This is a genomic window from Streptomyces sp. NPDC030222, from assembly GCF_055573115.1.
The window spans coordinates 32,991-55,316 of sequence record NZ_JBVICA010000022.1 but is presented as its reverse complement, the minus strand read 5'-3'; the positions used below and the strand labels follow the sequence as shown (position 1 = coordinate 55,316).

Below are 22,326 nucleotides of genomic sequence, written 5' to 3'. Positions count from 1 at the left end.
CGCTACGGCAGGATGGCGACCGTGCCGAACACCGCTTACGACCCCACCGCTCCCGATCCCGCCGCCATGCGCGAGCACTACCGCTCCGAGATCATCCAGGAGTCCGGTCTCGCTGCCGAACCGATGCGGCAGTTCGCCCTCTGGTTCCAGGAGGCCGTCGACAGCAAGGGCGTGATCTTCGAGCCGAACGCGATGATCGTCGCCACGGCCGACGCCGAGGGCCGCCCGTCGACCCGTACCGTCCTGATGAAGGTCTACGACGAGCACGGCTTCGTGTTCTTCACCAACCACCTGTCCCGCAAGGGGCGGGAGATCGCCGCGAACCCGCACGTCTCCCTGCTCTTCCCGTGGCACGCGCTGGCCCGGCAGGTCGTGGTCACGGGCACCGCGAGCCGCATCGGCCGCGACGAGACGGCCGCGTACTTCCGCACCCGCCCGCACGGCTCCCAGCTCGGCGCCTGGGCGAGCGAGCAGTCCTCCGTGATCGCGTCCCGCGAGGAGCTGGTCCGCCGCTACGACGAGCTGGCCGCCCGCTATCCCGAGGGCGAGCAGGTGCCCGTTCCGCCGGAGTGGGGCGGCTACCGCGTCACACCGGAGACCGTCGAGTTCTGGCAGGGTCACGCGAACCGCCTCCACGACCGCCTGCGCTACGTCCGGGACGCGGAATCGGGGGCGTGGCGCGTCGAGCGCCTCTGCCCCTGACACGTGCCAGGGATACACGTCCGGTTCATCCCTGATACGCGCCAGGGGCACATGCCTGATTCGTCCCTGATGCGTACCCGGTTCCTGATACGTACCCGGAACACCGTCGCGGGTATCCGGTCTGACGGCAGCACGGTCGGGACGGCAGCACGGTCCCGGCCTGGTCCGGCCTGGTCCGGCCTGGTCCGGCCTGGTACGGCCTGGTACGGCCTGGTACGGGCCGGTCCCGGTCCGGTACGGATCCGGTCCTGGAAACGCAGAACCCGCGGGCTCGGGTCCCCTCCGAGGAGGGGGCCGGCCGGACGTTACCGGCGAGCCCGCGGGTCGGTGACTGCATGGGATTGGCCGGCGAGTGCCGGCACCGCACAGAGTGCGACGACGGGCCGCTAGCCCGCGGTCACCTCACGCGTCCGGTTGTCATACATCTGCCGAACCACCTCCCTTCTCGTGTACGCCACACCCTAGGAAGGGGTGCGTCGGCATTCAAGGGAATTTTTTTCGCGCGCCGGGCCGGCCCCTACGCCCCCTACGGGGCCTCCGCGGTCCCGCCGCCCAGGACGCGGTCCACGATCTCAGCCCACTGGGCCACGACCCGCTCCCGGCGGGCCGTGTCGTCGGTGAGGAGGTTCGCGAGGCCCAGGCCGCGCGCCATGTCGAGGAGGCCCTGGACGGTCTCGCGGACGCCGGGGACGGACTCGTCCGCGCCGAGCAGCTCGACGGCGATCCGGTGCGACTCGCGTCCGACCCGGGCCTCGAGCTCGGTGACACGGCGGTGGAGCTGGGGCTCGTTCGCGGCGGCGACCCAGAGGTGCAGCGCGGCCCGGAAGAGGGGGCCCGTGTAGAGGGCGACCAGGGCGGCGACGACCTCCCCGCGGTCGGTGCGGCCGAGGGAGCGCAGGGCGGTGGAGCGCTCTTCCGCGACGTACTCGACGGCCGCGGTGAAGAGGTCCTCGCGGGTCGGGAAGTGGTGCTGGGCGGCGCCGCGGGACACTCCGGCGCGTTCGGCGACGACGGACACCGTGGAGCCCGCCCAGCCGTGTTCGGCGAGGCAGGCCACGGCGGCTTCCAGCAGCCGCTGCCGGGTCGCCCGGCTGCGGTCCTGCTTGGGTCCGGTCACAACACCCATGCGGGGTCCCGTCGTTCCAGGAAGGCCGTCACACCCTCCCTGGCGTCCGCGGACGCGAACAGTTCCGCGGAGAGCGTGGTGAGATCGGCCGTGTGTCGGTCGAAGTTCTCCAGCACGGTAGCCGCCACCAGGCGTTTCGATGAAGCGAGCCCCTGGGGCGAGGCCCGGCGCAGCCCGTCGAGGACGGGCTCCAGGGCCGCGTCGACGTCGTCGGCGGCCGTACTGACCAGGCCGGTGCGGGCGGCCTCGGCCGCGTCGAAGCGCTCTCCGGTCAGGTAGTAGCGGGCGGCGGCACGCGGGTCCATGCGCGGCAGCACCGGCATCGAGATGACGGCGGGTGCGAGCCCGAGACGTGACTCGGTGAACGCGAAACTGGCCCCGGGGCCCGCGACGGATATGTCGCAGGCCGCGAGAAGGCCGAGCCCGCCGGCCCGTACGTGCCCGGTGACCCGGGCGACGACGGGCTTGGGCAGGGCGACGATGCCGCGCATGAGTCCGACGAACACGGCGGGGTCCGGGGGTTCCCTGAGGTCGGCGCCCGCACAGAACGTGGACCCGGTGTGGGCGAGGACCACGGCCCGTACGTCATCGTCGGCCCCGCAGTCGGCGAGGGCGCCGGTCAGGTCGTCGACGAGGGCCTTCGACAGGGCGTTGCGGTTGCCCGGCGAGTCCAGCCGGAGCGTGGTGATGCCGCGCTCGTGCGCCACCCGGATCGTGTTCATGCGTCCTCTCGTTCTGCTTCGAGGTCCCGTAGTTCACGGCGGAGGATCTTGCCGCTGGCGGCCCGCGGGACGGCGTCGACGAACGCGACGCGGCGGACCTTCTTGTAGGGGGCGACCCGTTCGGCGACGTACGCCATGACCTCGGCGCCGTTCAGTCCGGGCGCGGCCGGCTGCCGCACCACGAAGGCCTTGGGCACCTCGTTGCCGTCGCGGTCGTGGACGCCGACGACGGCGGCGTCGGCGATGCCCTCGTGGGTGAGGAGCAGCGCTTCGAGTTCCGCGGGGGCGACCTGGAAGCCCTTGTACTTGATGAGTTCCTTGACGCGGTCGACGACGAAGAGCCAGCCGTTCCCGTCGACGCGGCCGATGTCGCCGGTGTGCACCCAGCCGTCGCGGTCGATCATGGCGGCGGTCTCCTCGGGCCGGCCGAGGTAGCCCTTCATCACCTGGGGGCCGCGGATCAGGATCTCGCCGTCCTCGCCGAGGCCGGCGTCCTTGCCGGGTTCGGTGAGGGAGAGCAGGCGCATCTCGGTGCCGGGGAGCAGGGTGCCGACGGCTCCCGGCGGCGGGTCGGCGGCGTCCAGCGGGACGGCGTGCGTGCCGGGGGACAGTTCGGTCATGCCGTAGGCCTGCCGGACGGGCGGCAGGCCGAGCCGGTTCGAGCAGGCCGTGGCGAGGGCCGCGTCGAGCGGGGCGGCGGCGCTGAGCACGTACCGCAGCGACGACAGGTCGTAGCGGGCGACGGCCGGGTGCTTGGCGAGGGCGAGCACGATGGGCGGTGCGACGTACAGGCCGGTGATGCGGTGCCGTTCGATCGCGGCGAGGAACTCGTCGAGGTCGAAGCGGGGCAGCACGACGACGGTCGCGCCGAGCCGCAGCGGCGCGTTCATCAGGGCGGTGAGCCCGTAGATGTGGAAGAACGGCAGCACGGCGAGGATGCGGTCGCCGGGGCCCATGGGGACGGCCGGCTGGAGCTGGGCGAGGTTGGTGGCGATGCTGCGGTGGGTGAGCATCACGCCCTTCGGGACGCCGGTGGTCCCCGAGGAGTAGGGCAGGGCGGCGATGTCCTCGCCCGGGTCGATGGAGACGTCCGGCTCGGGGGCGGCCGAGGCGAGCATGGCGCGGACCGAGCGGTGTCCCTCGGCCTCGTCGCAGACGAAGATCTCCCGGATGCCGCCCGCGGCTTCGGCCGCCTTCCGGGCGGTGTCCAGCAGGGGCGAGACGGTGACGATCCAGCGGGCGGAGGAGTCGCGGAGCTGTTTCGCGAACTCCTCCGCCGTGGACAGCGGATGGATGGTGGTGACGGTGGCGCCCGCGCGGGTGGCGCCGTAGAACACGGCCGGGTAGGCGATGGTGTTGGGGCTGTGCAGGGCGAGGACGTCGCCCTTGCGCAGCCCGGCGTCGGCGAGCTCGGCGGCGATCCGCCGGTGGAACATGCCGAGTTGGGCGTAGCTGAGGGTGCTGCCGTCGATCCCGTCGATCAGGGCGGGCGTCTCGCCGAACTCGTCGGCCCGTCCGAGGACCGCTTCGTGGATGGGCAGTTCGACGGGCCGTACGTCCGGGTACGCGCTGTGGAACACCATGCCGGATCCTTCCGCTGGATGGCTGCCGTACAGCTGTCAGTTGTACGGCGGTCAGTAGGACTTGGGGAGGCCCAGGGTCTGGTGGGACACGTAGTTGAGGATCATCTCCCGGCTGACCGGGGCGATGCGGGAGACGCGGGCGGCGGTGACGAGGGACGCGAGCCCGTACTCACGGGTGAGGCCGTTCCCGCCCAGGGTGTGGACGGCCTGGTCCACGGTCCGTACGCAGGCCTCGGCGGCGGCGTACTTGGCCATGTTGGCGGCCTCACCGGCACCGACGTCGTCCCCCGCGTCGTACAGCCGGGCGGCCTTCTGCATCATCAGGCGGGCGAGTTCCAGCTCGATGTGCGCCTGGGCGAGCGGATGGGCGATGGCCTGGTGGCTGCCGATGGGCGCCTTCCACACCTGCCGGGTCCTCGCGTAGTCCACGGCCCGGCCGAGGGCGTAGCGGCCCATGCCGATGGCGAACGCGGCGGTCATGATGCGCTCGGGGTTCAGTCCGGCGAACAGCTGGAGCAGCCCGGCGTCCTCGTCGCCCACCAGGGAGTCCGCGGGCAGCCGCACGTCGTCCAGGACCAGCTCGAACTGCTTCTCGGCGGCGGCGAGTTCCATGTCGATCTGCGAGCGGCCGAACCCGGGGGCGTCACGGGGGACGACGAACAGGCAGGGCTTGAGGCGGCCGGTCCGGGCGTCCTCGGTACGGCCGACGATCAGTGTGGCGTCGGCGATGTCCACGCCGGAGATGAACACCTTGCGGCCGTTGAGGACCCACCCTCCGTCGTCCTCGCGGCGGGCGGTGGTGGTGATGCGGTGCGAGTTCGAACCGGCGTCGGGTTCGGTGATGCCGAACGCCATGGTGACCGTGCCGTCGGCGAGGCCCGGCAGCCAGCGGGCCTTCTGCTCGTCCGTGCCGAAGCGGGCGATGACCGTGCCGCAGATCGCCGGGGACACGACCATCATCAGCAGCGGGCAGCCGGCCGCGCCGAGTTCTTCGAGGACGATGGAGAGTTCGGCCATGCCGCCGCCCCCGCCGCCGTACTCCTCCGGGAGGTTCACTCCGAGGTGGCCGAGCTTGGCGGCCTCGGCCCACAGCGCGGCCGGGTCGCAACCGCGGCCGTGGCGCCGGCCGAGCGCGGCGACGGAGGAGCGCAGCGCGGCGCGCTCTTCGGTTTCGATGACACTCACTTCTGGGCCTCCTGTACGGGATCGTCCTGTGCGGCGGGCGTCATCGCCGCGTCGGCGGCGGTGAGTTCGTCGACGACGGCGAGCAGGGCTCCGACCTCGACCTGACGGCCGGGGACGGCGTGGAGCGCGGTGAGCGTGCCGGAGGCGGGAGCGGTGATGCGGTGCTCCATCTTCATCGCCTCCAGCCAGATGAGGGGCTGGCCCGCTGTGACGCGGCGGCCGGCGGCGAGGCCGTCGGCGACCCGGATCACGGTGCCGGGCATCGGGGCGAGCAGCGAGCCCGGTTCGGCGGTGTCCTGCGGATCGGTGAACCGGGGCCGGGCCGCGAGCCGGTGGGATCCGGTGACGGTGTCGACGTGGACGGTGCCGGCGTGCAGGGCGCCGGCGCGCAGGGTGCTGCCGTTCACGGTGCCGGCATGCACGGTGCTGCCGACGTGCCCGGTGCCGCCGTCCGCGTACCGGCTGACGTGGTACGTCCGTACGACGCCGGCCACTTCCAGGGCGACCCGGTCGGGCGCCACGGACACGGCCCGCACCCCGGGCCGCCCGTCGAGCAGATAGCCGTCTCGGGTGGGGCGGTACCGCACCTCGTGGTCCCCGTAGACCGCGAGCTGGGGCTGCGACGGCACATTGCGCCAGCCGCCGATGCGCTGCGGCACGCCGGGGCCGCGGCGTGCCTCGGCGTCGGCCAGCGCGGCGGCGACCGCCGCGTGCTCCTCGCCGGGAGCGGGTGCGGTGAGCTCGTCCAGGTGCCTGTCGTAGAACCCGGTGTCGAGCCGTCCCTCGGCGAAGTCCTGGTGCCGCAGCGAGCGGACGAGCAGTTCCCGGTTGGTGACGGGCCCGTGCACCCGGGTCCGCTCCAGAGCGTGCGCCAGCCTGCGCGTCGCCTCCGCGCGGCTGGGCGCCCAGGCGACGACCTTGGCGAGCATGGCGTCGTAGTGCACTCCGATCCGGTCGCCGTCGCCGTACCCTGCGTCGACGCGCAGTCCGGGGCCCTCCGGCACGGACAGGCGGTGCAGGGTGCCCGTCTGCGGGGTCCACCCGGACGCGGGGTCCTCGGCGTAGAGGCGGGCCTCGACGGCGTGACCCCGGGGGGCGGGCGGCTCGGGCGGCAGCGGTGTGCCCTCGGCGACGGCCAGCTGGAGGGCGACCAGGTCGATCCCGAAGACCGTCTCCGTGACGGGGTGTTCGACCTGGAGCCGGGTGTTCATCTCCAGGAAGTGCGCCCGGTCGCCGACGACCAGGAACTCCACGGTGCCGGCACCGCGGTAGTCCGTGGCGCGGGCGGCCCGGATCGCCGACTCCCGCAGGATGCCGGTGAGTTCCTCGCTCAGGCCCGGCGCGGGAGCCTCCTCGATCACCTTCTGGTGGCGGCGCTGCAGGGAGCAGTCACGGGTGCCGAGCGCCCACACCGTGCCGTGGGCGTCGGCGAGGATCTGCACCTCCACGTGCCGGCCGTTCTCCAGGTACGGCTCGACGAAGACCTCCCCGTCGCCGAAGGCGCTCAGCGCCTCGGCGCGCGCCGCCTCCAGTGCGCGCCCGAGCGAGGCCAGGTCGCGCACCACGCGCATACCGCGGCCGCCGCCGCCGGCCGCCGCCTTGACCAGGACCGGCAGGTCGTCCTCGGTGAGACGGCCGGGGTCCAGCGGGGCGAGCCCCATCAGCTCCTTGGCCCGGGTCTTCGACGCCATGGCGTCGATCGCGTCGGGCGGCGGCCCGATCCACAGCAGGCCGGCGTCGCCGACGGCCCGTGCGAAGTCGGCGTTCTCGGACAGGAAGCCGTATCCGGGGTGCACGGCGTCCGCGCCGGCCGCGAGCGCGGCCTTCACGACGAGGTCGCCGCGCAGGTACGTGTCGGCGGGAGCGTCGCCGGGGAGCCGTACGGCCGCGTCGGCCTCACGGACGTGGAGCGCCGAGGCGTCCGCGTCGGAGTACACGGCGACGGTGGCGATCCCCAGCTCCCGGCAGGTGCGGAAGACCCGGCGGGCGATCTCGCCACGGTTGGCGACAAGGACGGACCGGACAAGGGCGGGCTGGGCGAGGGCGGGCTGGTTCATCGAGGCCTCACATCCGGAAGACGCCGAAGCCGCCGCGGGCGCCCTCGACCGGTGCCGTGTGGATCGCGGACAGGCACAGGCCGAGCACGGTCCGGGTGTCGCGCGGGTCGATGACCCCGTCGTCGTACAGCCGCCCGGACAGGAACATCGGCAGGGACTCGGACTCGATCTGCTGCTCGACCATCGCGCGCAGCGCCGCGTCGGCGTCCTCGTCGTACGGCTGCCCCTTGGCCTCGGCGGACTGCCGGGCGACGATCGACAGGACTCCCGCGAGCTGCTGCGGACCCATCACGGCCGACTTGGCGCCGGGCCAGGCGAAGAGGAACCGGGGATCGTAGGCGCGCCCGCACATGCCGTAGTGCCCGGCCCCGTACGAGGCGCCCATCAGCACGGACAGGTGCGGGACCTTCGAGTTCGACACCGCGTTGATCATCATCGCGCCGTGCTTGATGATGCCGCCCTGCTCGTACTCCTTGCCGACCATGTAGCCCGTGGTGTTGTGGAGGAACAGCAGCGGGGTGTCGGACCGGTTGGCGAGCTGGATGAACTGGGCGGCTTTCTGGGACTCGGCGCTGAACAGCACACCCTGCGCGTTGGCGAGGATGCCGACCGGGTAGCCGTGCAGCCGGGCCCAGCCGGTGGCCAGGCTCGTTCCGTAGAGCGGCTTGAACTCGTCGAAGTCGGAGCCGTCGACGATCCGGGCGATCACCTCGCGCGGGTCGAAGGGGACCCGGAGGTCGTCCGGCACGATGCCCAGCAGTTCCTCCTCGTCGTACTTCGGCGGTTCGGCGGGACCCGGATCGGGGTGCGCCTTGCGCCGGTTGAGGCGGGCGACGACGCGCCGGGCCTGGCGCAGCGCGTCGGGTTCGTCGACGGCGAAGTGGTCGGCGAGCCCGGAGGTGCGGGCGTGCATCCCGGCGCCGCCGAGCGATTCGTCGTCGCTCTCCTCGCCGGTGGCCATCTTGACCAGGGGCGGGCCGCCGAGGAACACCTTCGACCGCTCCTTGATCATGATCACGTGGTCGGACATTCCGGGCACGTAGGCGCCGCCGGCCGTGGAGTTGCCGAACACGACGGCGACGGTGGGGATTCCGGCGGCGGAGAGCCGGGTGAGGTCCCGGAACAGCGCCCCGCCGGGGATGAAGATCTCCTTCTGGGACGGCAGGTCGGCCCCGCCGGACTCCACGAGACTGATGACGGGGAGCCGGTTGGCGAAGGCGATCTCGTTGGCTCGGAGGGCCTTCCTCAGCGTCCACGGGTTGCTCGCCCCGCCGCGCACGGTCGGGTCGTTCGCGGTGATGACGCATTCGACGCCCTCGACCACACCGATGCCGGTGACCATCGACGCGCCGACCGGGTGGTCGCTGCCCCACGCGGCGAGCGGGGACAGCTCCAGGAACGGGGTGTCGGGGTCCAGGAGCAGTTCGATGCGTTCCCGGGCGAGCAGCTTGCCGCGCTTGCGGTGCCGGGCGATGTACTTGTCGCCCCCGCCCGCCTGCGCCTTGGCGTGTTCGGTGTCCAGGGCGGCGAGCTTGCCGAGCATCGCTTCCCGGTGGGCCGCGTACTCGGGCGTCGCGGTGTCGAGCGCCGAGGCGAGGACTGTCATGGGGTCACCTCCGGTGCGGGGCGGCGGCGTCGCGCGGCGGCCTGGGGATCGGGCGGGGCGTCGTGTGCGTGGGCGGACGGATCGTCGGACCCCAGGTCATGGGCCGTCGGTGGGCCGGCGGACGCGTCACCCTCGGCCGGGCCGGTGGACGGGAGCAGCGCGGCGGGGATGTCCAGGTGCCGGGACCGGAGCCATTCGCCGAGCGCCTTGGCCTGGGGGTCGAAGCGGACCTGTGCCGCGACGCCTTCGCCGAGCAGGCCCTCGACGACGAAGTTCAGCGCGCGCAGGTTCGGCAGGACGTGGCGTACGACGCCCAGACCGGCGGTCTCGGGCAGGAGTTCTCGGAACCGCTCGACGGTGAGGGCGTGCACCAGCCACCGCCAGGCGTCGTCCGTACGGGCCCATACGCCGACGTTGGCGTCACCGCCCTTGTCGCCGCTGCGCGCGCCCGCCACCAGGCCGAGCGGGGCGCGCCGCACCGGGCCCGCCTCGTGCGGCGGTTCGGGGAGCGGGGGTTCGCCGACCGGTTCCAGTACGCGCGTACGGGCGGTGTGCGGGACGGTGGTGCGGCTCCCGTCGGGCAGTACGGCGATGTGCGGCACCTCGGCCGCGTCGATGTGCACGGCCTCGAACACCCCGTACGGGGAGCCCTTTCCGGGAGGGGCGGTCACATGGAAGCCGGGGTAGCTGCCGAGGGCGAGTTCGATCGCGGCGCCGCTGAGCGCGCGGCCCACGGCCTCCGGGTCCGGGTCGCGGACGACGAGCCGCAGCAGCGCGCTCGCCGTCTCCTCCGTCCCGGCGTCGGCCCGGTCGGTCCGGGCCAGCTCCCAGCGGACGGCGGCCGGGCGGCGTTTGCCGCGGGTGAGTGCCTCCTCGACCTGTTCCCGCACCAGCCGGGCCTTCGCCTCGATGCCGAGGCCGGTGAGGACGAACACGACTTCGTTGCGCCAGCCGCCGAGCCGGTTGAGCCCCGTCTTGAGGGTGGGCGGCGGCGCCTCGCCCCGGACCCCGTCGATCCTGACCCGGTCGGGCCCCTCCTGGGTGAGGCGGACGGTGTCGAGCCGGGCGGTGACGTCGGGGCCGGCGTACCGGGCGCCCGCCGTCTCGTACAGCAGCTGGGCCGTGACCGTGCCGAGGTCGACGACACCGCCCGTGCCGTCGTGCTTGGTGATGACGGACGATCCGTCGGCGTGGATCTCTGCGACCGGGAACCCGGGGCAGCGGACGTCGTGTTCGCCGAAGAACGCGTAGTTGCCGCCGGTGGCCTGGGTGCCGCATTCCAGGACGTGCCCGGCGACCACGGCCCCGGCGAGCGCGTCCAGGTCGTCGGCGCCCCAGCCGAAGTGGGCCGCCGCCGGACCGGTGACCAGTGCGGCGTCCGTGACCCGCCCGGTGACGACGATGTCGGCGCCGGCCTTCAGGCAGGCGGCGATGCCCTGCCCGCCGAGGTAGGCGTTGGCGGTGAGCACCCCGTCCCCCCAGCCGCCGCGCGCGAGCAGGTCGTCGCCCTCGACGTGGGCGACGCGCACCGGCACCCCGACGCGCCCGGCGAGCTCCCGTACGGACTGCGCGAGGCCGGCCGGGTTGAGGCCTCCCGCGTTCACGACGATCCGCACGCCCCGCTCGTGGGCGAGTCCGAGGCCCTCCTCAAGCTGCCGCAGGAAGGTCTTGGCGTACCCGAGTCCGGGGTCCTTCATCCGGTCCCGCCCGAGGATGAGCATGGTCAGCTCGGCGAGGTAGTCGCCGGTGAGCACGTCCAGCGGGCCGCCGGCCAGCATCTCGCGCACGGCGTCGAAACGGTCGCCGTAGAACCCGGAGGCGTTCCCGATGCGCAGCACACGCCCGGTGGTCCGCCGCTCGTCGCGCGCGTCCGCCGCCGTCACGCCGGGCCTCCGCCCGGCCGGCGGCCGGGTCCCGGCGGGCCGGCGAAGGCCTGGGCGATGTCCAGCCAGTGGTCCGCGTCCTGGCCCTCGGCGCGGAGCGCGGTGTCGGCACGGTGGGCGCGCCGGGTCGCCAGGAGGCAGAAGTCGAGGGCGGGGCCGGTGACGCGCTGCGGTGCGGCCTCGGGCCCGTACGCCCAGAGCTCGCCGGACGGGCCGGTCAGCTCGACGCGGAACTCGTCCGCGGGCGGTGTCTCGCCGCGTACCTGGTACGCGAAGTCGCGGGCGCGGACGCCGATCCGGGCCACGTGCCGCAGCCGGTCGGTGGGCTGCCGGGTCCTGCCAAGGGCGTCGTGCACGTCCTGGGCGTGCGCCCAGGTCTCCATCAGCCGGGCGGTCGCCATGGAGGCGGCGCTCATCGGCGGCCCGTACCAGGGGAACCGCGCGCCGGGCGGGGCGTCGCGGAGCGCCTGTTCGAGCCGGTCACGGCCGTCCCGCCAGCGGGCGAGGAGTTCGTCCGGCGGCAGCCGCGCACCGGCTTCGGCGCCCTCGTCGACGAAGGTGTCCGGTGCCGCGAACGCCTTTGCGGCCTCGGCGGCGAAGCCGTCGGGGTCGGTGACGGCGAGCAGCGACGCCGAGTCCGTCCACGCCAGGTGGGCGATCTGGTGGGCGATGGTCCAACCGCGCGCCGGGGTCGACCACTTCCATTTCTGCATGCTCAGACGTGATGCGAGCCGGTCGAGGTCCGCGCCCTCGGCGCGGAGGTCGTCCAGCAGGTCGTCGAGCAGATCGGACACGGAGCGCTCCCCTCACGGGTACGACGGTCACCGGCGAGGATGGCAGCGGTCCCAAAAACAAGCAAGCATGCTTGCATGATTTGGCGCGCCTTTTTGGCAAGCGCGTTGGCGGCGACCCCTCACGAGTCCAAATCCCGTATCCTCCGCCACGGCCGACCAGCCGAAACTAAGGTCCCGACCGCGATGCGGTGGACCTCCGTCGTTCCGTGGTCTCAGTTGCCGCGCGGACGGCTGCGGACCTGGGCGGACGGGCTATAGCGCCCGTCCCGTCGAACCGGTCACAGTGTCGAGCCCGGGCCCACTACCGCAGGGCAACCCAACGCTCGCCGCGTAAGCGCCAGCGGATCCGACCGGGCTCGATCCGGGCAGGAGTGCCGTCTGCCGCGAAGCCCTCGCCGACGCTCAGCCATGAGGCGCATATACCGAATGCGGCACGTTCCCAGTTGATCACAGCGCCGATCGTAGGCCCGGCCCCGCCCGCGCGGAGACCGGCTTTCGGATTCGTCTATCGTCGCGGACCGGAACGGCATGGGCTGACCGGCAAGATCCGAAAAGGCGGCTTAGGCGTCGCTGCTCAACCCTTCTACCAGCGTACGCACGGCTGTGACCCGAGACCGCTCAGGAAGGCAGGGCCGCGTCGAGGTAGTCCTGCACCGGCTCGAACAGTCCGTACGGCACGTACTCCGGGATCTCGCCATGGGCGACCCAGGCCAGTTCGGCCAGCTCCTCGGTGTCCGCGACGTGGGCCGTTCCGTCCAACACCTCGCAGGCGGTGTACGACATCAGCCGGCCCGTCTTCGGGTGGATGCGCTCGCCGAGCAGCTTCACAGCCGCCACGGTCAGCCCGGTCTCCTCCTGGGTCTCCCGCACGGCGGCGTCCTCGCGGGCCTCGCCGGGCTCGACCTCTCCGGCCGGGAACTGCCAGGAGAGCTGTCCCTCGCTGACCCGGCGGCGCACCATCAGCACGCGTCCCTCGTTCACGACGATGGCGGCGGCGATGCCCGGGCGCTCGTCCGTGTTCTGGTTCGTCACGTCTGCTCCTCCAGGACGGCCAGGATGGGTGGGAAGATCGTATCGACGGGGATGAAGCGGGGCACCGAGTTTCTGGGGACCCACATGACGTCGATGTTCTCGGCCGCGTCGCTGTTGGTGGCCTCGCCGGCCAGGTACTCGCAGAGGAAGTACTCGCACAGCACGCCGGTTACGGGGTGAAGCCGGTTCCCGAGGTGCTGCCGGACCGCGCAGTGGACACCCGTCTCGTCCAAGGTCTCCCGCACGGCGGTGGTCTCCGCTTTGCCTCCCGGCTTGATGACCCCGGCCGGGAACTGCCACGTGATGCCGGCGGCGTCGTCCTCCCGTCGGCACACCAGAAGGACATCGCTGTCGCGGACGACCACCGCGATGGCCACCCGCAGCGCCTGCGCGCCTGGCGGTGTCGAGTCCGCTGGGGCCTGTTCCTTCGCCAGCAGGAGCGCGAAGCGCTGTCGCGCAGCCGCAGGAGCCCGCTCATAGGCCGTGTCGAGAAGCTGCTGCATCTCCCTGCGAGGCACGACGGACGCGTCGGAGTGCCAGGTGGCCACCGTCCTCACGGCGATACCCAGCTGGGCGGCGAACTGTTCGTTGCCGAGCCGTAGGGCGGACTGCAGCAGGCAGGCGTACCGCCCGCTCCAGCGCTCGATCACGTCCACAAGACTGCCCCCTTGCCGCCGCCCCGGTGCAGGAATCCGCGCGCCGAAAGTGCACTTCCACTGCACTGCCACTTCATGGTCACGCGGGAAGAGCCCCGGAAGAATCGGAGTCACCAGGGGCCAAGGAATCACCTGCCGAAGGCTCAGTCCCTGGAAGGCGTATGAGAAGCGCGAGAGCGTCAGACGACCACAGGGAGATTCTAGGTGTGTACCCCCAGCGGATAGCGGAGACAGAGAAGTTGGCCGAATCGGGCCTCTCGATGGGCTGATCGGCCGCACCTTGGCCGACGTTCGCCCGTCCGGGGCATTGCCCGCACGCCCGAACCGCCCTGCCAGCGCCGGTAACCTCAGCAGATGACGGCTGATCGTCCGTCATGTTCGGTTGCTAGCAAGGCGAAAGGGAGTCAATGGCCGAGGTTCAGGCACACACTGTCGAGCGCACGCTCGTCCTGCTCAAGCCCGATGCGCTGGCGCGTGGCCTGGCAGGAAGGATCATCACTCGATTCGAGGATGCCGCGCTGAAGATCGTCGGCACGAAGATGAAGTGGATGGACGAGGAGTTCACCCGCAAGCATTATTTCGATCTTGAAGAGCGGCTTGGTTCGGAGGTCTACAACCTCACGGCGACGTTCATGCAGCAGGGGCCAGTCATCGCCCTGGTGCTGGAAGGCTTCGACGCCATCGCTACCGTCCGCAAGATCGTCGGCAGCACGTACCCGAACCAGGCTCCGGCCGGCACGGTGCGGGGCGACTTCTCGCACTACAGCGCGGCGGCCAGCATCGCCTCGGGCAAGGCGGTCGCGAACCTCGTGCATGCCTCCGGCAACGCGGAGGAGGCCAAGCAGGAGGTGGAGCTGTGGTTCGACAAGGACGAGCTGCAGGACTACAAGACGCTGGCCGAGATCTACACGTACTAGCAGCGGGTCACGGCGTCACCACGGGGGCGCCAGGGCGTTGATCACCACTGGGGCACGACCGTTTGAACCGAGAGGGCACCATGACCAACCAGACCCGCCTGGCCTCCACCGACGAGCTGGAGTCGATCTTCCAGCGTGAGCTGGCGACCGACCGGTGGGCCGCCACCGAGACCGCGTACGCCCTGGCCGTGCGCCACCGCGACCTGGGCGACTGGCCCGCGTCGCAGGAATGGGCCCAGCAGTGCCTGCGTCTGCTGGAGGGCTTCCCCAGCGAGACGGAGGAGCAGGTCGCCACCGGCCGCACGTCGGTGGGAGGCGTCCAGCTGCCGACGTTCCTGCACTCGGGTGTGGTCGAGGAGCGCTTCGGCGTCCTCGGCTGACACCCGCCGCATCACCGGGGTGATGCGGCCGGCACCCGCATCGGCCGCATCACCCCACGTTCGACCACCAACCCCATAGCGATCGCCCGACCGGACAGCCCCCTCGCGGCAGGGTCCGGCTGGCTTCGCCATGCCTGAAACGAGGAGGCAGCAGCACCGTGGCCGTCGAGATCGAGATGCGCGCCCGCTTCACCAAGGAGGTCCACGACCAGCTCGTCACCCGCCTGAAGGCGGACGGGGAAGACCTGGGCCCCGACGACAAGCACATCTACTTCTACGTGCTCCCCGACCAGCTCCTGAAGGTCACCGACAACACCGCCGCCGGCACCGCAAAGATCACACTCAAGGGGAGCAAGATCGGGCAGGGTGCGGCCTTCGCGGAGACCGAGTTCGCCATCGCCCCCGCAGACGTTCCCGCCGCGGTGAAGGTGTTCAACGCCCTCGGGTTGGAGACGGCAATGCACGAGGTGTTCAACTTCCGCCACAACTTCCGCCTCGACGACGTCGAGATCGCGGTCAAGTGGAGTGAGGCGTGGGGCTACCACGCCGAGTTCGAGGTCTTGCTGGAGGACGGCGCCTCGGACGCCGCCCGCGCCGAGGCCGAGGCCAAGATCACGGACGTCGCCACGGCGCTCGGCGTGACCCTGATGACGGAGCAGGAGCTGGCCGACTTCACCGCCGCCTTCGAGGCCGCCGAGAAGGAGAGCAAGAAGCGCGAGCAGCAGGCCGCGCCGATCCGGTAGGGAACATCACCGCGGAGACCACCAAGGGGGTGGGCACGAGTGAGCACGACCCCGTTGACCGCAAGTCTGATCGACCTGGTTGCCCGAGGGCGGCTGCCGCTCCACCAGCACATGGACCACGCCACCATCGCGTGGATCAGCGACCACAGGCCCGACCTTACGCCGGCAGCGCGGCCGGCCTTGCGCTCGCAGTCGAAGGAGCTGCTCGCGCACGGCGGTCTGCCCACCCGGTGGTGGGCGGACCCCCGCCTGTACACCTCGCTCCACGGCGTCCGGCACGCCATGAGGACGGCGGCGCTCGCCGCCGTCCTCGCCGAGACGAACGGCCTCGACGACGCCGACACCGCCACGGCGATCCTCGCCGCTGCCGTACACGACTGCCAGCGGCGCCACGACCAGGACGACTGCGGACATGGCGCCCGCGCGGCCATCTGGCTCGCCGCGAACGCCGACACCGTCTGGGGCCACTTCGGCCTCGCCGCCACGCCCCGGCGGATCGTGCAGGCGGCCACGGCCGTCCGACTGCACGACGTCCCGTACGAGGCGTTCACGGCGGACGACAAGTCCGACCACGCCCGGGCCGAGCGCATCACCGACGTGGTCAAGGGCGCCGATGCCCTGGACCGTTACCGCCTGCCGAAGCTGAAGTGGTGGCCGGACTCCCGGTACGTCCGCGAGCCCGCCTTCGACCAGCTGCGCGGCCTCGCCTTCGACCTTGTCCTGGTCTCGGAGCGGGCCTACCTCGCCGGGGCCAGCGGCACCGCGGCCGTCCGCTACGCGCTCGCCGAGAAGGGCCTGGTCTGACCATGGACTTCCTCGACGCCTACCACCTGTGGGCCGACGCCCACGCCTTCTTCGACTCCACCCTCATCCCCAGCCCCGCCGACCACACCGACCCGCTCGCCACCCAGACTGCGGGCTGGGAACGACGGCTCGCCGAGGAGACCCCGAACGGCCACCTGCTTCGGCAGAACGCCCTCTTCGAGGCCCTGAACGGAAACGGCAAGCTGTACCTCCTGCACGTCACCCACGCCCTGGAGGAGATCAGCCGGCAGGGAGTGCTCTACCCGTCGGGCGGCTGCCTCGTCGGAAGCATCTACTGCGCACCGCTCACCGCGATCGACCAGGGCTTCCGCATGCACAACCTCGGCGCCTACGTCCTGACCAAGGAAGCGCCGACCTTCCTGGCCAAGCTCGGCGTCACCGATCGCGTCCCCACCCCGCTGATCTTCGACATCGACACCCCGCCGCAGGCGTACCGTGGTCTCGCCGGCGTGGACTACCTGCGGCTGGGCCTCATCCACCTGCAGATCTACAGCCACCTCGAATACCTGCTGAGCAAGAACGAACGGCACCAGCTGCGCGAGACCGTCGTCAGCCGGGTCAAGAACTCGGCCGCGTTCCTCGCCACCGCTGCCGCCGTCGCCTACCAGGGCACCCAGGTCGACGCCGAGCCGTTCCTCAAACTGCTCGACGAGACGATCCCCCGCCTGCCGATCCTCGGCTACCTGTACTTCGAAGCGGTCGCCGAATACCTGATGCTCCACTCGGCCTCCCGCCACACCCGGCGCCTGGCCGAGCTCGGCGAGCTGAACAACTGGCTCTACAAGGAGATGCTGTTCGCCTCCTTCCCCGCGATGGCCGGCAAGTTCGACCTCGCGAGGTTCCGTCTCCGTCCGAAGCAGCTGGCCGCGCTCATCCACCGAGTCGACCCGACCATCGACACCAGCCACGCGAGCGCGTACCTGGTCGAGCGGATCAGCTACCTCGTAGCCGCCCGCCTCTTCGCGCCTGGCGACGCCCCCGAAGCCTGGCACCACACGCGCTGGGAGTTCGACTCCCTGGCCACGCAGCTCGGCCCGCTCCTCGGTCACCTCATCCACCGGGAACTGCGCACCTTCGGCCGCTACCCCGACTTCTACTTCTACTTCGACCAGCACAAGGCGCTGCAAGCCTGGAACTACTGGAACCACATGGACATCGTCGCCCCGTTCAACGGCACGATGCCCAAGGGCGAGATCGGCATCAACCCGGCCTACCCCAACCTCGACTACCGCGTCTGGCGCGCCGAGCAGGACGACACGGGCCACCTCCACCCTGCCGAAGAGCTCTCGCTGACCATCGCCCCGCGGCTGGTGGACATCAAGTACACCCTCATGCGCAACAACCAGTGGACCGCCCCCGCGCCCAGCGCCGCCTGATCACCGCCGCCATTCGCGGCCCACCCCACCCCGAGCAACCTCACACGCAGGAGATCCGTGATGAGTCCCTCCGGCATGCCCTCCGTCGACCTCCTCGGCGAACAGATCGCCTCGGTCCTCGCCGACCCCGCCACCACCCACGGCCTCGCCCGCACCCTCCGGAGCGCCGCCAAGGAGGTCGAGCTCCACCGCTACCACCACGCCAGCCGGCGCGCCTGGCCCAACGGCCGCATCGACGACAAGCCCGCCAGGGTCCAGATCGGCGGCGGGGCCCACCGCATCGACGGCTTCTTCAACATCGACCTCGTCCCGCCGGCCGACCTCCTCTGGGACATCCGCGAGGGCATCCCCCTCCAGGACGACAGCACCGACGAGATCTTCTCCGAGCACTTCCTGGAGCACATCGACTACCCGCGCTCGGCCAAGCACTACGCCCGCGAGGCCCACCGTGTCCTCGCGCCGTGCGGCCGGATCATCACCGGCGTCCCCGACGCCGCCTTCACTCTGAGCCAGTACCCCGGCCCCCTGAACGCCACCGACGAAACCATCGAGCGCTGGTACGCCAAGCGCGACTGCCGCCGTGACATCAACACGCGGCTCGACCTCGTGAACCTCGTCTTCCGCGACCAGGACGACGACCTCACGTACACCCCGCACCTGTGGGCCTACGACCACGAGAAGCTCGTCCAGCTCTTCACCGAGGCCGGCTTCACCACCGTCGAACCCTGGACCTTCGACCCCACCATGGCCAACCCGAAGCGCCGCTGGGGCAGCGTCTACGTCGTCGCCACGAAGTAACCCCTCAAGCAGCCCGCGAGGCCGAGACGCCCCGTCCCTAGCCGTCCCGGCCTCGCGGGCCTCCACCCACGCCAAAGCGCCGCACCCGCCCGGCCAAGCCGCCGAGGGAGCCACCCGCATGAACCAGGTCCCCCCCGTCCATCAGCGAACTGACCCTCGCCGCCGCCCCCAACACCGCCGCTTGGGCCCGCCGACACACCGTCGACATCCTCCAGCGCTGGCGCTTCCCTGACGGGGGGATCGAAGTCGCCCGACTCCTTGTCTCGGATCTGGCTACCAACGCGATCCAGCACGCATGCCCCACGAAGACGTCTGAAGCGCCCGTGCCCCGGCGATCCATGTGACCACTCCTGACCAGATCAGCGAATACCTTCTCCGTCGTCCGGTTGGTGGCCAGCGGTACGCCCAGCTCGGCCCCGCGTTCGCGCATGCGCCGGGCTGACTCGGCCTTGCCCCAGCCCTTGCCTTCTCGCACGTAGGTCAGCGGGTGCAGAGCCATCGGGTCGAAGTTCGCCGAGGCCGACGCGATCCGCGAACAGCTCACCCAGCAAGGCGTCGTCCTTGAGGACTCGCCCGAAGGCACCCGTTGGTGGAAGGAGACCACCTCATGACCTGGAAAAGCCGCTTACCGCTCGTCGTAGAGAGCGCCATCCCCCTCAGCCTCTGCGGAGCGCTGATGGACCACGTGAAGAACCACACCGCCCGCCCCCGCACCTACCAGGGCGTCATCGACGAAACGCTGCGTAAGAGCGAGTACGTCGAGATCCCGACGTACCTGGAGGAGAAGGTCATCGCCCACTGCACGGCCCACTTGCGCGGCCACTTCGACAAGCCGCCCTGCGGCACCCTGGTCGCCTTCCCGGCTACCCGTGACCACATCCACGGCGTACGGCCGATCACGAGCGGCGAACGCGTCACCCTCGTTGTACGCATCGATGCCGAATACCTTTGAGCACGGCCCACTTGCCCTGCCAGAGCGGGCAGCCCGGCTGCCAGGATGAGCGGCATGACAGCGATCGACGGTGAGGTAGCGCCCGGGTTCGAGCCGGTCCGCGAGGCGTTCATGGAGAACTTCACCCAGCACGGGGACATCGGCGCGGCAGTGTGCGTCTACTGGCACGGCCGCCCGGTGGTCGACCTGTGGGGTGGCCTCGCAGACCCCGAGACCGGCCGTCCGTGGACGAGGGACACCCTGCAACTGGTCTACTCGGCGACCAAGGGAGCCACGGCGACCGCAGCGCACATGCTGGCCGAGCGCGGCATGCTCGACCTCGACGCGCCGGTGGCGAAGTACTGGCCGGAGTTCGCGGCGAACGGCAAGGCGGACATCCCCGTGCGCTGGCTGCTGTCCCACCAGGCCGGTCTCGTCGCCCTGGACGAACCTCTGCCGTTGGCCGAGGCACTGGCCTGGGATCCCATGGCAGCAGCGCTGGCGGCCCAGCGTCCGCTGTGGACTCCGGGCACTGCACACGGGTATCACGGCCGGACCTGGGGCTGGCTGGTCGGCGAGGTGATCCGCCGAGTCTCCGGCCGCTCGCCGGGCCGCTTCTTCGCCGACGAGATCGCGCGCCCCCTCGGGCTGGACTTCTTCATCGGCCTGCCAACGAGCGAACGCGATCGCGTCAGCCGCATGGTGTACCGGCGACCGGCCGTAGACCTCACGACGGTGCCGGCCGAGTCGATCCCCGAGGCACTCCGCGAACAAGTCGCCGCCTGGCGGGACCCGAACTCCTTCAGCAACCGGGCGTACGCGGTCACCGACCCGGCCGCGATCGACTTCGACTCCCCCGAGGTGCAGGCCGCGGAACTCCCGTCCTCCAACGGCATCGGCACCGCGCAGGCACTCGCCCGCATGTACGCCGCGATGATCGGTGACGTAGACGGCGTGCGACTGCTCACCCAGGAGACCTTGGCCTCAGCGACCGAAGAGCAGGCCAGCGGCAAGGACCAGGTGCTGGTGTTCCCGAGCCGGTTTAGCACCGGATACATGCTCCCCACCGAGGGCAACCTCATGACCGGCCCGAACGCCTTCGGCCACACCGGCCGCGGCGGCTCACTCGCCTTCGCCGACCCCGAGCACGGCATCGCCTTCGGCTACGCGATGAACCACATCATCAGCGGCTCCGACGACATGCGCGCGGCTTCGCTGACCGAAGCAGTCCGGAAGTCGCTTGCCATATCAGCCACACCCCAAGAAGACCATCTGGGTGGAGGTTTCCGCTCGTCCCAACAGCGCTCTGAGTGAGACGTAGATCGTCCGCGGCGGAGATGGAGTCGACGCTCCGGGTGAAACAGATCGAGGAGCGGCCTGTGAACGAGAACTCGTCAGCACGCTCGGACGCGGGTGGTAGCGCCGGAGCTGGCGGCTTCGACTTCCAGGACCGCGTCGCTGCATGGTTCGCCGTCGCCATCCTCGCCAGCGAGGCCGCAGCACCGGTGCAGGGCCTGTGGACCGGCGTGGTCGAGCAGGTCGCGTGCGAGACCGGCGAGCCTGTCGACGACTGCAGGGTACACACCACCGATGGCATCACCCTGGCGCTCCAAGCCAAACGATCAATCGGGCCTTGCCCCGGAATGAGGATTCGAGCCGACTGCGGCTACGTTCCCATCCCGAGAGCGGAGGGTGTGCTGCCGCACCCCGTCGTCTGGTCGGCCGACCCCGCTCAAAACCATGTGCTGACCTGTTCGAGTCGGAAGGGCCAGCGGGCACCACAACGCCGCTCCTCCGACTGTCGCCCGGTCTCACCCTTCCAACCCTCATGGCCACGGCTCGGGGCCGAGTCCGGGACGCCCCGTCCCCGGCCATCCCGGACTCGCGCGCGTCCGCCCACGCCACAGCGCCCCGCACCCGCCCGGCCGCGCCGCCGAGGGAGCCATCCGTACGACAGGCCGTCGGCGGTCACCGACAGCGGCCCGGCGCCGCCGCGGCCCCGTCGGTCAGACCGCCGGCTCCTGCTGTGCCGCGACTCGGGCCATCTGTGTCCGTACCGCGCCCATGCTCGCCGCGATGACCAGGACGATCGCCACCGTGTCGGTCGCCGACAGGTCCTGGCCGAGGACGAGGAAGCCGGCGGTGGCGGCGATGGCCGGTTCGAGGCTCATGAGGACGGCGAACGTGGAGGCCGGCAGCCGCCGCAGCGCGAGCAGCTCCAGCGTGTAGGGGAGCACCGACGACAGCATCGCGACCGCGGCACCGAGTGCGATCGTCGACGGGACCAGCAGTCGTGAGCCGGACTCCATGACGCCCAGCGGCAGGCTCAGCACGGCGGCCACGGCCATCGCGAGGGCCAGCCCGTCGGCCTGCGGGAAGCGCCGCCCGGTGCGGGCGCTGAACACGATGTACAGCGCCCACATGACGCCCGCGCCGACGGCGAACGCGGCGCCCAGCGGGTCGAGCCGCCCGAACCCGCCCTCGCCGAGCAGCGCCACGCCGCCGAGCGCGAGACCGGCCCACAGCAGATTGACCGGGCGCCGCGACACGATCACCGAGAGGGCCAGCGGGCCCAGCACCTCCAGGGTCACCGCGGGGCCGAGCGGAATGCGGTCCACGGCCTGGTAGAAGAGCCCGTTCATGCCGGCCATGGCGAGACCGAACGCGAGGACGGTGCCCCAGTCGGCTCGGGTGTATCCGCGCACCTTGGGGCGGCAGACCAGCAGCAGGACGAGCGCGGCGACGGCCAGGCGCAGGGTGACGACGCCGGCTGCGCCGGCCTGGGGCATCAGCAGCACGGCGACGGCCGAGCCGAACTGCACGGAGACCCCGCCCGCCACGACCAGGGCGACGGGTCCGAGGCGTCCGCCCCCGCCGCGGCCGGAGCGGCCCGCGTCGCGTCCGGCACGACCTCCGGCCGGTACGGCGGCCGACTCCGCCACGGGTGCGACGGGAGCGGCTGCGACCGATTCGGCCCGGCCAAGATCGTTCACTGCGCTGAACCTCCGTG

At 71.4% G+C, this 22,326-nt stretch carries 20 protein-coding genes; 9 read left to right on the top strand and 11 right to left on the bottom strand.

Annotated elements, in window-relative coordinates:
* The first annotated feature begins 66 nt into the window (after positions 1-66).
* Positions 67-702, top strand: a complete 636-nt coding sequence (gene pdxH / locus ACZ4Z5_RS26905; RefSeq protein ID WP_468267264.1) for a pyridoxamine 5'-phosphate oxidase — start codon at positions 67-69, stop codon at positions 700-702.
* A 526-nt stretch (positions 703-1,228) separates the two neighbouring features.
* On the opposite strand, the gene ACZ4Z5_RS26900 is transcribed toward pdxH, so the two are convergent.
* The 10 genes from ACZ4Z5_RS26900 to ACZ4Z5_RS26855 all read right to left on the bottom strand — a co-directional run bounded on the left by ACZ4Z5_RS26900 (position 1,229) and on the right by ACZ4Z5_RS26855 (position 13,346).
* Positions 1,229-1,828, bottom strand: coding sequence for a TetR/AcrR family transcriptional regulator (locus tag ACZ4Z5_RS26900; RefSeq protein ID WP_468267111.1), 600 nt, complete (start codon positions 1,826-1,828; stop codon positions 1,229-1,231).
* On the bottom strand, positions 1,816-2,550 hold the full coding sequence (locus tag ACZ4Z5_RS26895; protein ID WP_468267109.1) for an enoyl-CoA hydratase family protein: 735 nt from the start codon (positions 2,548-2,550) through the stop codon (positions 1,816-1,818). The genes ACZ4Z5_RS26900 and ACZ4Z5_RS26895 overlap by 13 nt, the downstream gene beginning before the upstream one ends.
* Positions 2,547-4,130, bottom strand: coding sequence for a 4-coumarate--CoA ligase family protein (locus tag ACZ4Z5_RS26890; RefSeq protein WP_468267262.1), 1,584 nt, complete (start codon positions 4,128-4,130; stop codon positions 2,547-2,549). Before ACZ4Z5_RS26890 ends, ACZ4Z5_RS26895 begins: the two co-directional genes overlap by 4 nt.
* 54 nt (positions 4,131-4,184) lie before the next feature.
* Positions 4,185-5,318 carry an acyl-CoA dehydrogenase family protein gene (locus tag ACZ4Z5_RS26885; protein WP_468267107.1) on the bottom strand — a complete coding sequence of 378 codons (1,134 nt, stop codon included), beginning with the start codon at positions 5,316-5,318 and terminating at the stop codon, positions 4,185-4,187.
* Positions 5,315-7,375: an acetyl/propionyl/methylcrotonyl-CoA carboxylase subunit alpha gene (locus ACZ4Z5_RS26880; protein ID WP_468267105.1), complete on the bottom strand. Its 2,061-nt coding sequence runs from the start codon at positions 7,373-7,375 to the stop codon at positions 5,315-5,317. Before ACZ4Z5_RS26880 ends, ACZ4Z5_RS26885 begins: the two co-directional genes overlap by 4 nt.
* Positions 7,376-7,382: 7 nt before the next feature.
* On the bottom strand, positions 7,383-8,981 hold the full coding sequence (locus ACZ4Z5_RS26875) for an acyl-CoA carboxylase subunit beta (RefSeq protein ID WP_468267103.1): 1,599 nt from the start codon (positions 8,979-8,981) through the stop codon (positions 7,383-7,385).
* On the bottom strand, positions 8,978-10,864 hold the full coding sequence (locus ACZ4Z5_RS26870; protein WP_468267101.1) for an acyclic terpene utilization AtuA family protein: 1,887 nt from the start codon (positions 10,862-10,864) through the stop codon (positions 8,978-8,980). The genes ACZ4Z5_RS26875 and ACZ4Z5_RS26870 overlap by 4 nt, the downstream gene beginning before the upstream one ends.
* Positions 10,861-11,658 carry a TIGR03084 family metal-binding protein gene (locus ACZ4Z5_RS26865; protein WP_468267099.1) on the bottom strand — a complete coding sequence of 266 codons (798 nt, stop codon included), beginning with the start codon at positions 11,656-11,658 and terminating at the stop codon, positions 10,861-10,863. The genes ACZ4Z5_RS26870 and ACZ4Z5_RS26865 overlap by 4 nt, the downstream gene beginning before the upstream one ends.
* Positions 11,659-12,276: 618 nt before the next feature.
* Positions 12,277-12,690 (bottom strand): NUDIX hydrolase, encoded by a 414-nt coding sequence (locus tag ACZ4Z5_RS26860; protein WP_468267097.1) that lies wholly within the window; start codon positions 12,688-12,690, stop codon positions 12,277-12,279.
* Positions 12,687-13,346: an NUDIX hydrolase gene (locus tag ACZ4Z5_RS26855; protein ID WP_468267095.1), complete on the bottom strand. Its 660-nt coding sequence runs from the start codon at positions 13,344-13,346 to the stop codon at positions 12,687-12,689. Before ACZ4Z5_RS26855 ends, ACZ4Z5_RS26860 begins: the two co-directional genes overlap by 4 nt.
* A 407-nt stretch (positions 13,347-13,753) precedes the next feature.
* On the opposite strand from ACZ4Z5_RS26855, the gene ACZ4Z5_RS26850 reads away from it, so the two are divergent.
* From ACZ4Z5_RS26850 to ACZ4Z5_RS26815, 8 genes are all read left to right on the top strand, one after another.
* A complete protein-coding gene (locus tag ACZ4Z5_RS26850) occupies positions 13,754-14,263 on the top strand; it encodes a nucleoside-diphosphate kinase (protein WP_030344300.1) in 510 nt (169 codons plus the stop codon).
* A gap of 80 nt (positions 14,264-14,343) precedes the next feature.
* Positions 14,344-14,643, top strand: a complete 300-nt coding sequence (locus ACZ4Z5_RS26845; protein WP_468267092.1) for a hypothetical protein — start codon at positions 14,344-14,346, stop codon at positions 14,641-14,643.
* A 158-nt stretch (positions 14,644-14,801) separates the two neighbouring features.
* Positions 14,802-15,386, top strand: coding sequence for a hypothetical protein (locus tag ACZ4Z5_RS26840; RefSeq protein WP_468267090.1), 585 nt, complete (start codon positions 14,802-14,804; stop codon positions 15,384-15,386).
* Between the two features lie 39 nt (positions 15,387-15,425).
* Positions 15,426-16,190 carry a hypothetical protein gene (locus ACZ4Z5_RS26835; RefSeq protein ID WP_468267088.1) on the top strand — a complete coding sequence of 255 codons (765 nt, stop codon included), beginning with the start codon at positions 15,426-15,428 and terminating at the stop codon, positions 16,188-16,190.
* Between the two features lie 2 nt (positions 16,191-16,192).
* Positions 16,193-17,587 (top strand): hypothetical protein, encoded by a 1,395-nt coding sequence (locus tag ACZ4Z5_RS26830; protein ID WP_468267086.1) that lies wholly within the window; start codon positions 16,193-16,195, stop codon positions 17,585-17,587.
* Positions 17,588-17,647: 60 nt separating this feature from the next.
* A complete protein-coding gene (locus ACZ4Z5_RS26825) occupies positions 17,648-18,385 on the top strand; it encodes a class I SAM-dependent methyltransferase (protein ID WP_468267084.1) in 738 nt (245 codons plus the stop codon).
* A gap of 607 nt (positions 18,386-18,992) precedes the next feature.
* On the top strand, positions 18,993-19,337 hold the full coding sequence (locus ACZ4Z5_RS26820) for a 2OG-Fe(II) oxygenase (RefSeq protein WP_468267082.1): 345 nt from the start codon (positions 18,993-18,995) through the stop codon (positions 19,335-19,337).
* Between the two features lie 54 nt (positions 19,338-19,391).
* Positions 19,392-20,630, top strand: coding sequence for a serine hydrolase domain-containing protein (locus ACZ4Z5_RS26815; RefSeq protein ID WP_468267080.1), 1,239 nt, complete (start codon positions 19,392-19,394; stop codon positions 20,628-20,630).
* A gap of 692 nt (positions 20,631-21,322) precedes the next feature.
* Here ACZ4Z5_RS26815 and ACZ4Z5_RS26810 read toward each other — a convergent pair.
* The gene (locus tag ACZ4Z5_RS26810) at positions 21,323-22,309 is read right to left on the bottom strand and encodes an EamA family transporter (RefSeq protein ID WP_468267078.1); all 987 of its coding nucleotides are present in this window, start codon (positions 22,307-22,309) and stop codon (positions 21,323-21,325) included.
* Positions 22,310-22,326: the final 17 nt, after the last annotated feature.

Bases quoted from the DNA above. Each gene is read 5' to 3' on its own strand.
- ACZ4Z5_RS26825 (WP_468267084.1), top strand. From the start codon at position 17,648: ATGAGTCCCTCCGGCATGCCCTCCGTCGACCTCCTCGGCGAACAGATC.
- ACZ4Z5_RS26875 (WP_468267103.1), bottom strand. From the start codon at position 8,981: ATGACAGTCCTCGCCTCGGCGCTCGACACCGCGACGCCCGAGTACGCG.
- pdxH (WP_468267264.1), top strand. From the start codon at position 67: ATGCGCGAGCACTACCGCTCCGAGATCATCCAGGAGTCCGGTCTCGCT.
- ACZ4Z5_RS26820 (WP_468267082.1), top strand. From the start codon at position 18,993: ATGACCTGGAAAAGCCGCTTACCGCTCGTCGTAGAGAGCGCCATCCCC.
- ACZ4Z5_RS26900 (WP_468267111.1), bottom strand. From the start codon at position 1,828: ATGGGTGTTGTGACCGGACCCAAGCAGGACCGCAGCCGGGCGACCCGG.
- ACZ4Z5_RS26880 (WP_468267105.1), bottom strand. From the start codon at position 7,375: ATGAACCAGCCCGCCCTCGCCCAGCCCGCCCTTGTCCGGTCCGTCCTT.
- ACZ4Z5_RS26830 (WP_468267086.1), top strand. From the start codon at position 16,193: ATGGACTTCCTCGACGCCTACCACCTGTGGGCCGACGCCCACGCCTTC.
- ACZ4Z5_RS26850 (WP_030344300.1), top strand. From the start codon at position 13,754: ATGGCCGAGGTTCAGGCACACACTGTCGAGCGCACGCTCGTCCTGCTC.
- ACZ4Z5_RS26845 (WP_468267092.1), top strand. From the start codon at position 14,344: ATGACCAACCAGACCCGCCTGGCCTCCACCGACGAGCTGGAGTCGATC.
- ACZ4Z5_RS26895 (WP_468267109.1), bottom strand. From the start codon at position 2,550: ATGAACACGATCCGGGTGGCGCACGAGCGCGGCATCACCACGCTCCGG.
- ACZ4Z5_RS26815 (WP_468267080.1), top strand. From the start codon at position 19,392: ATGACAGCGATCGACGGTGAGGTAGCGCCCGGGTTCGAGCCGGTCCGC.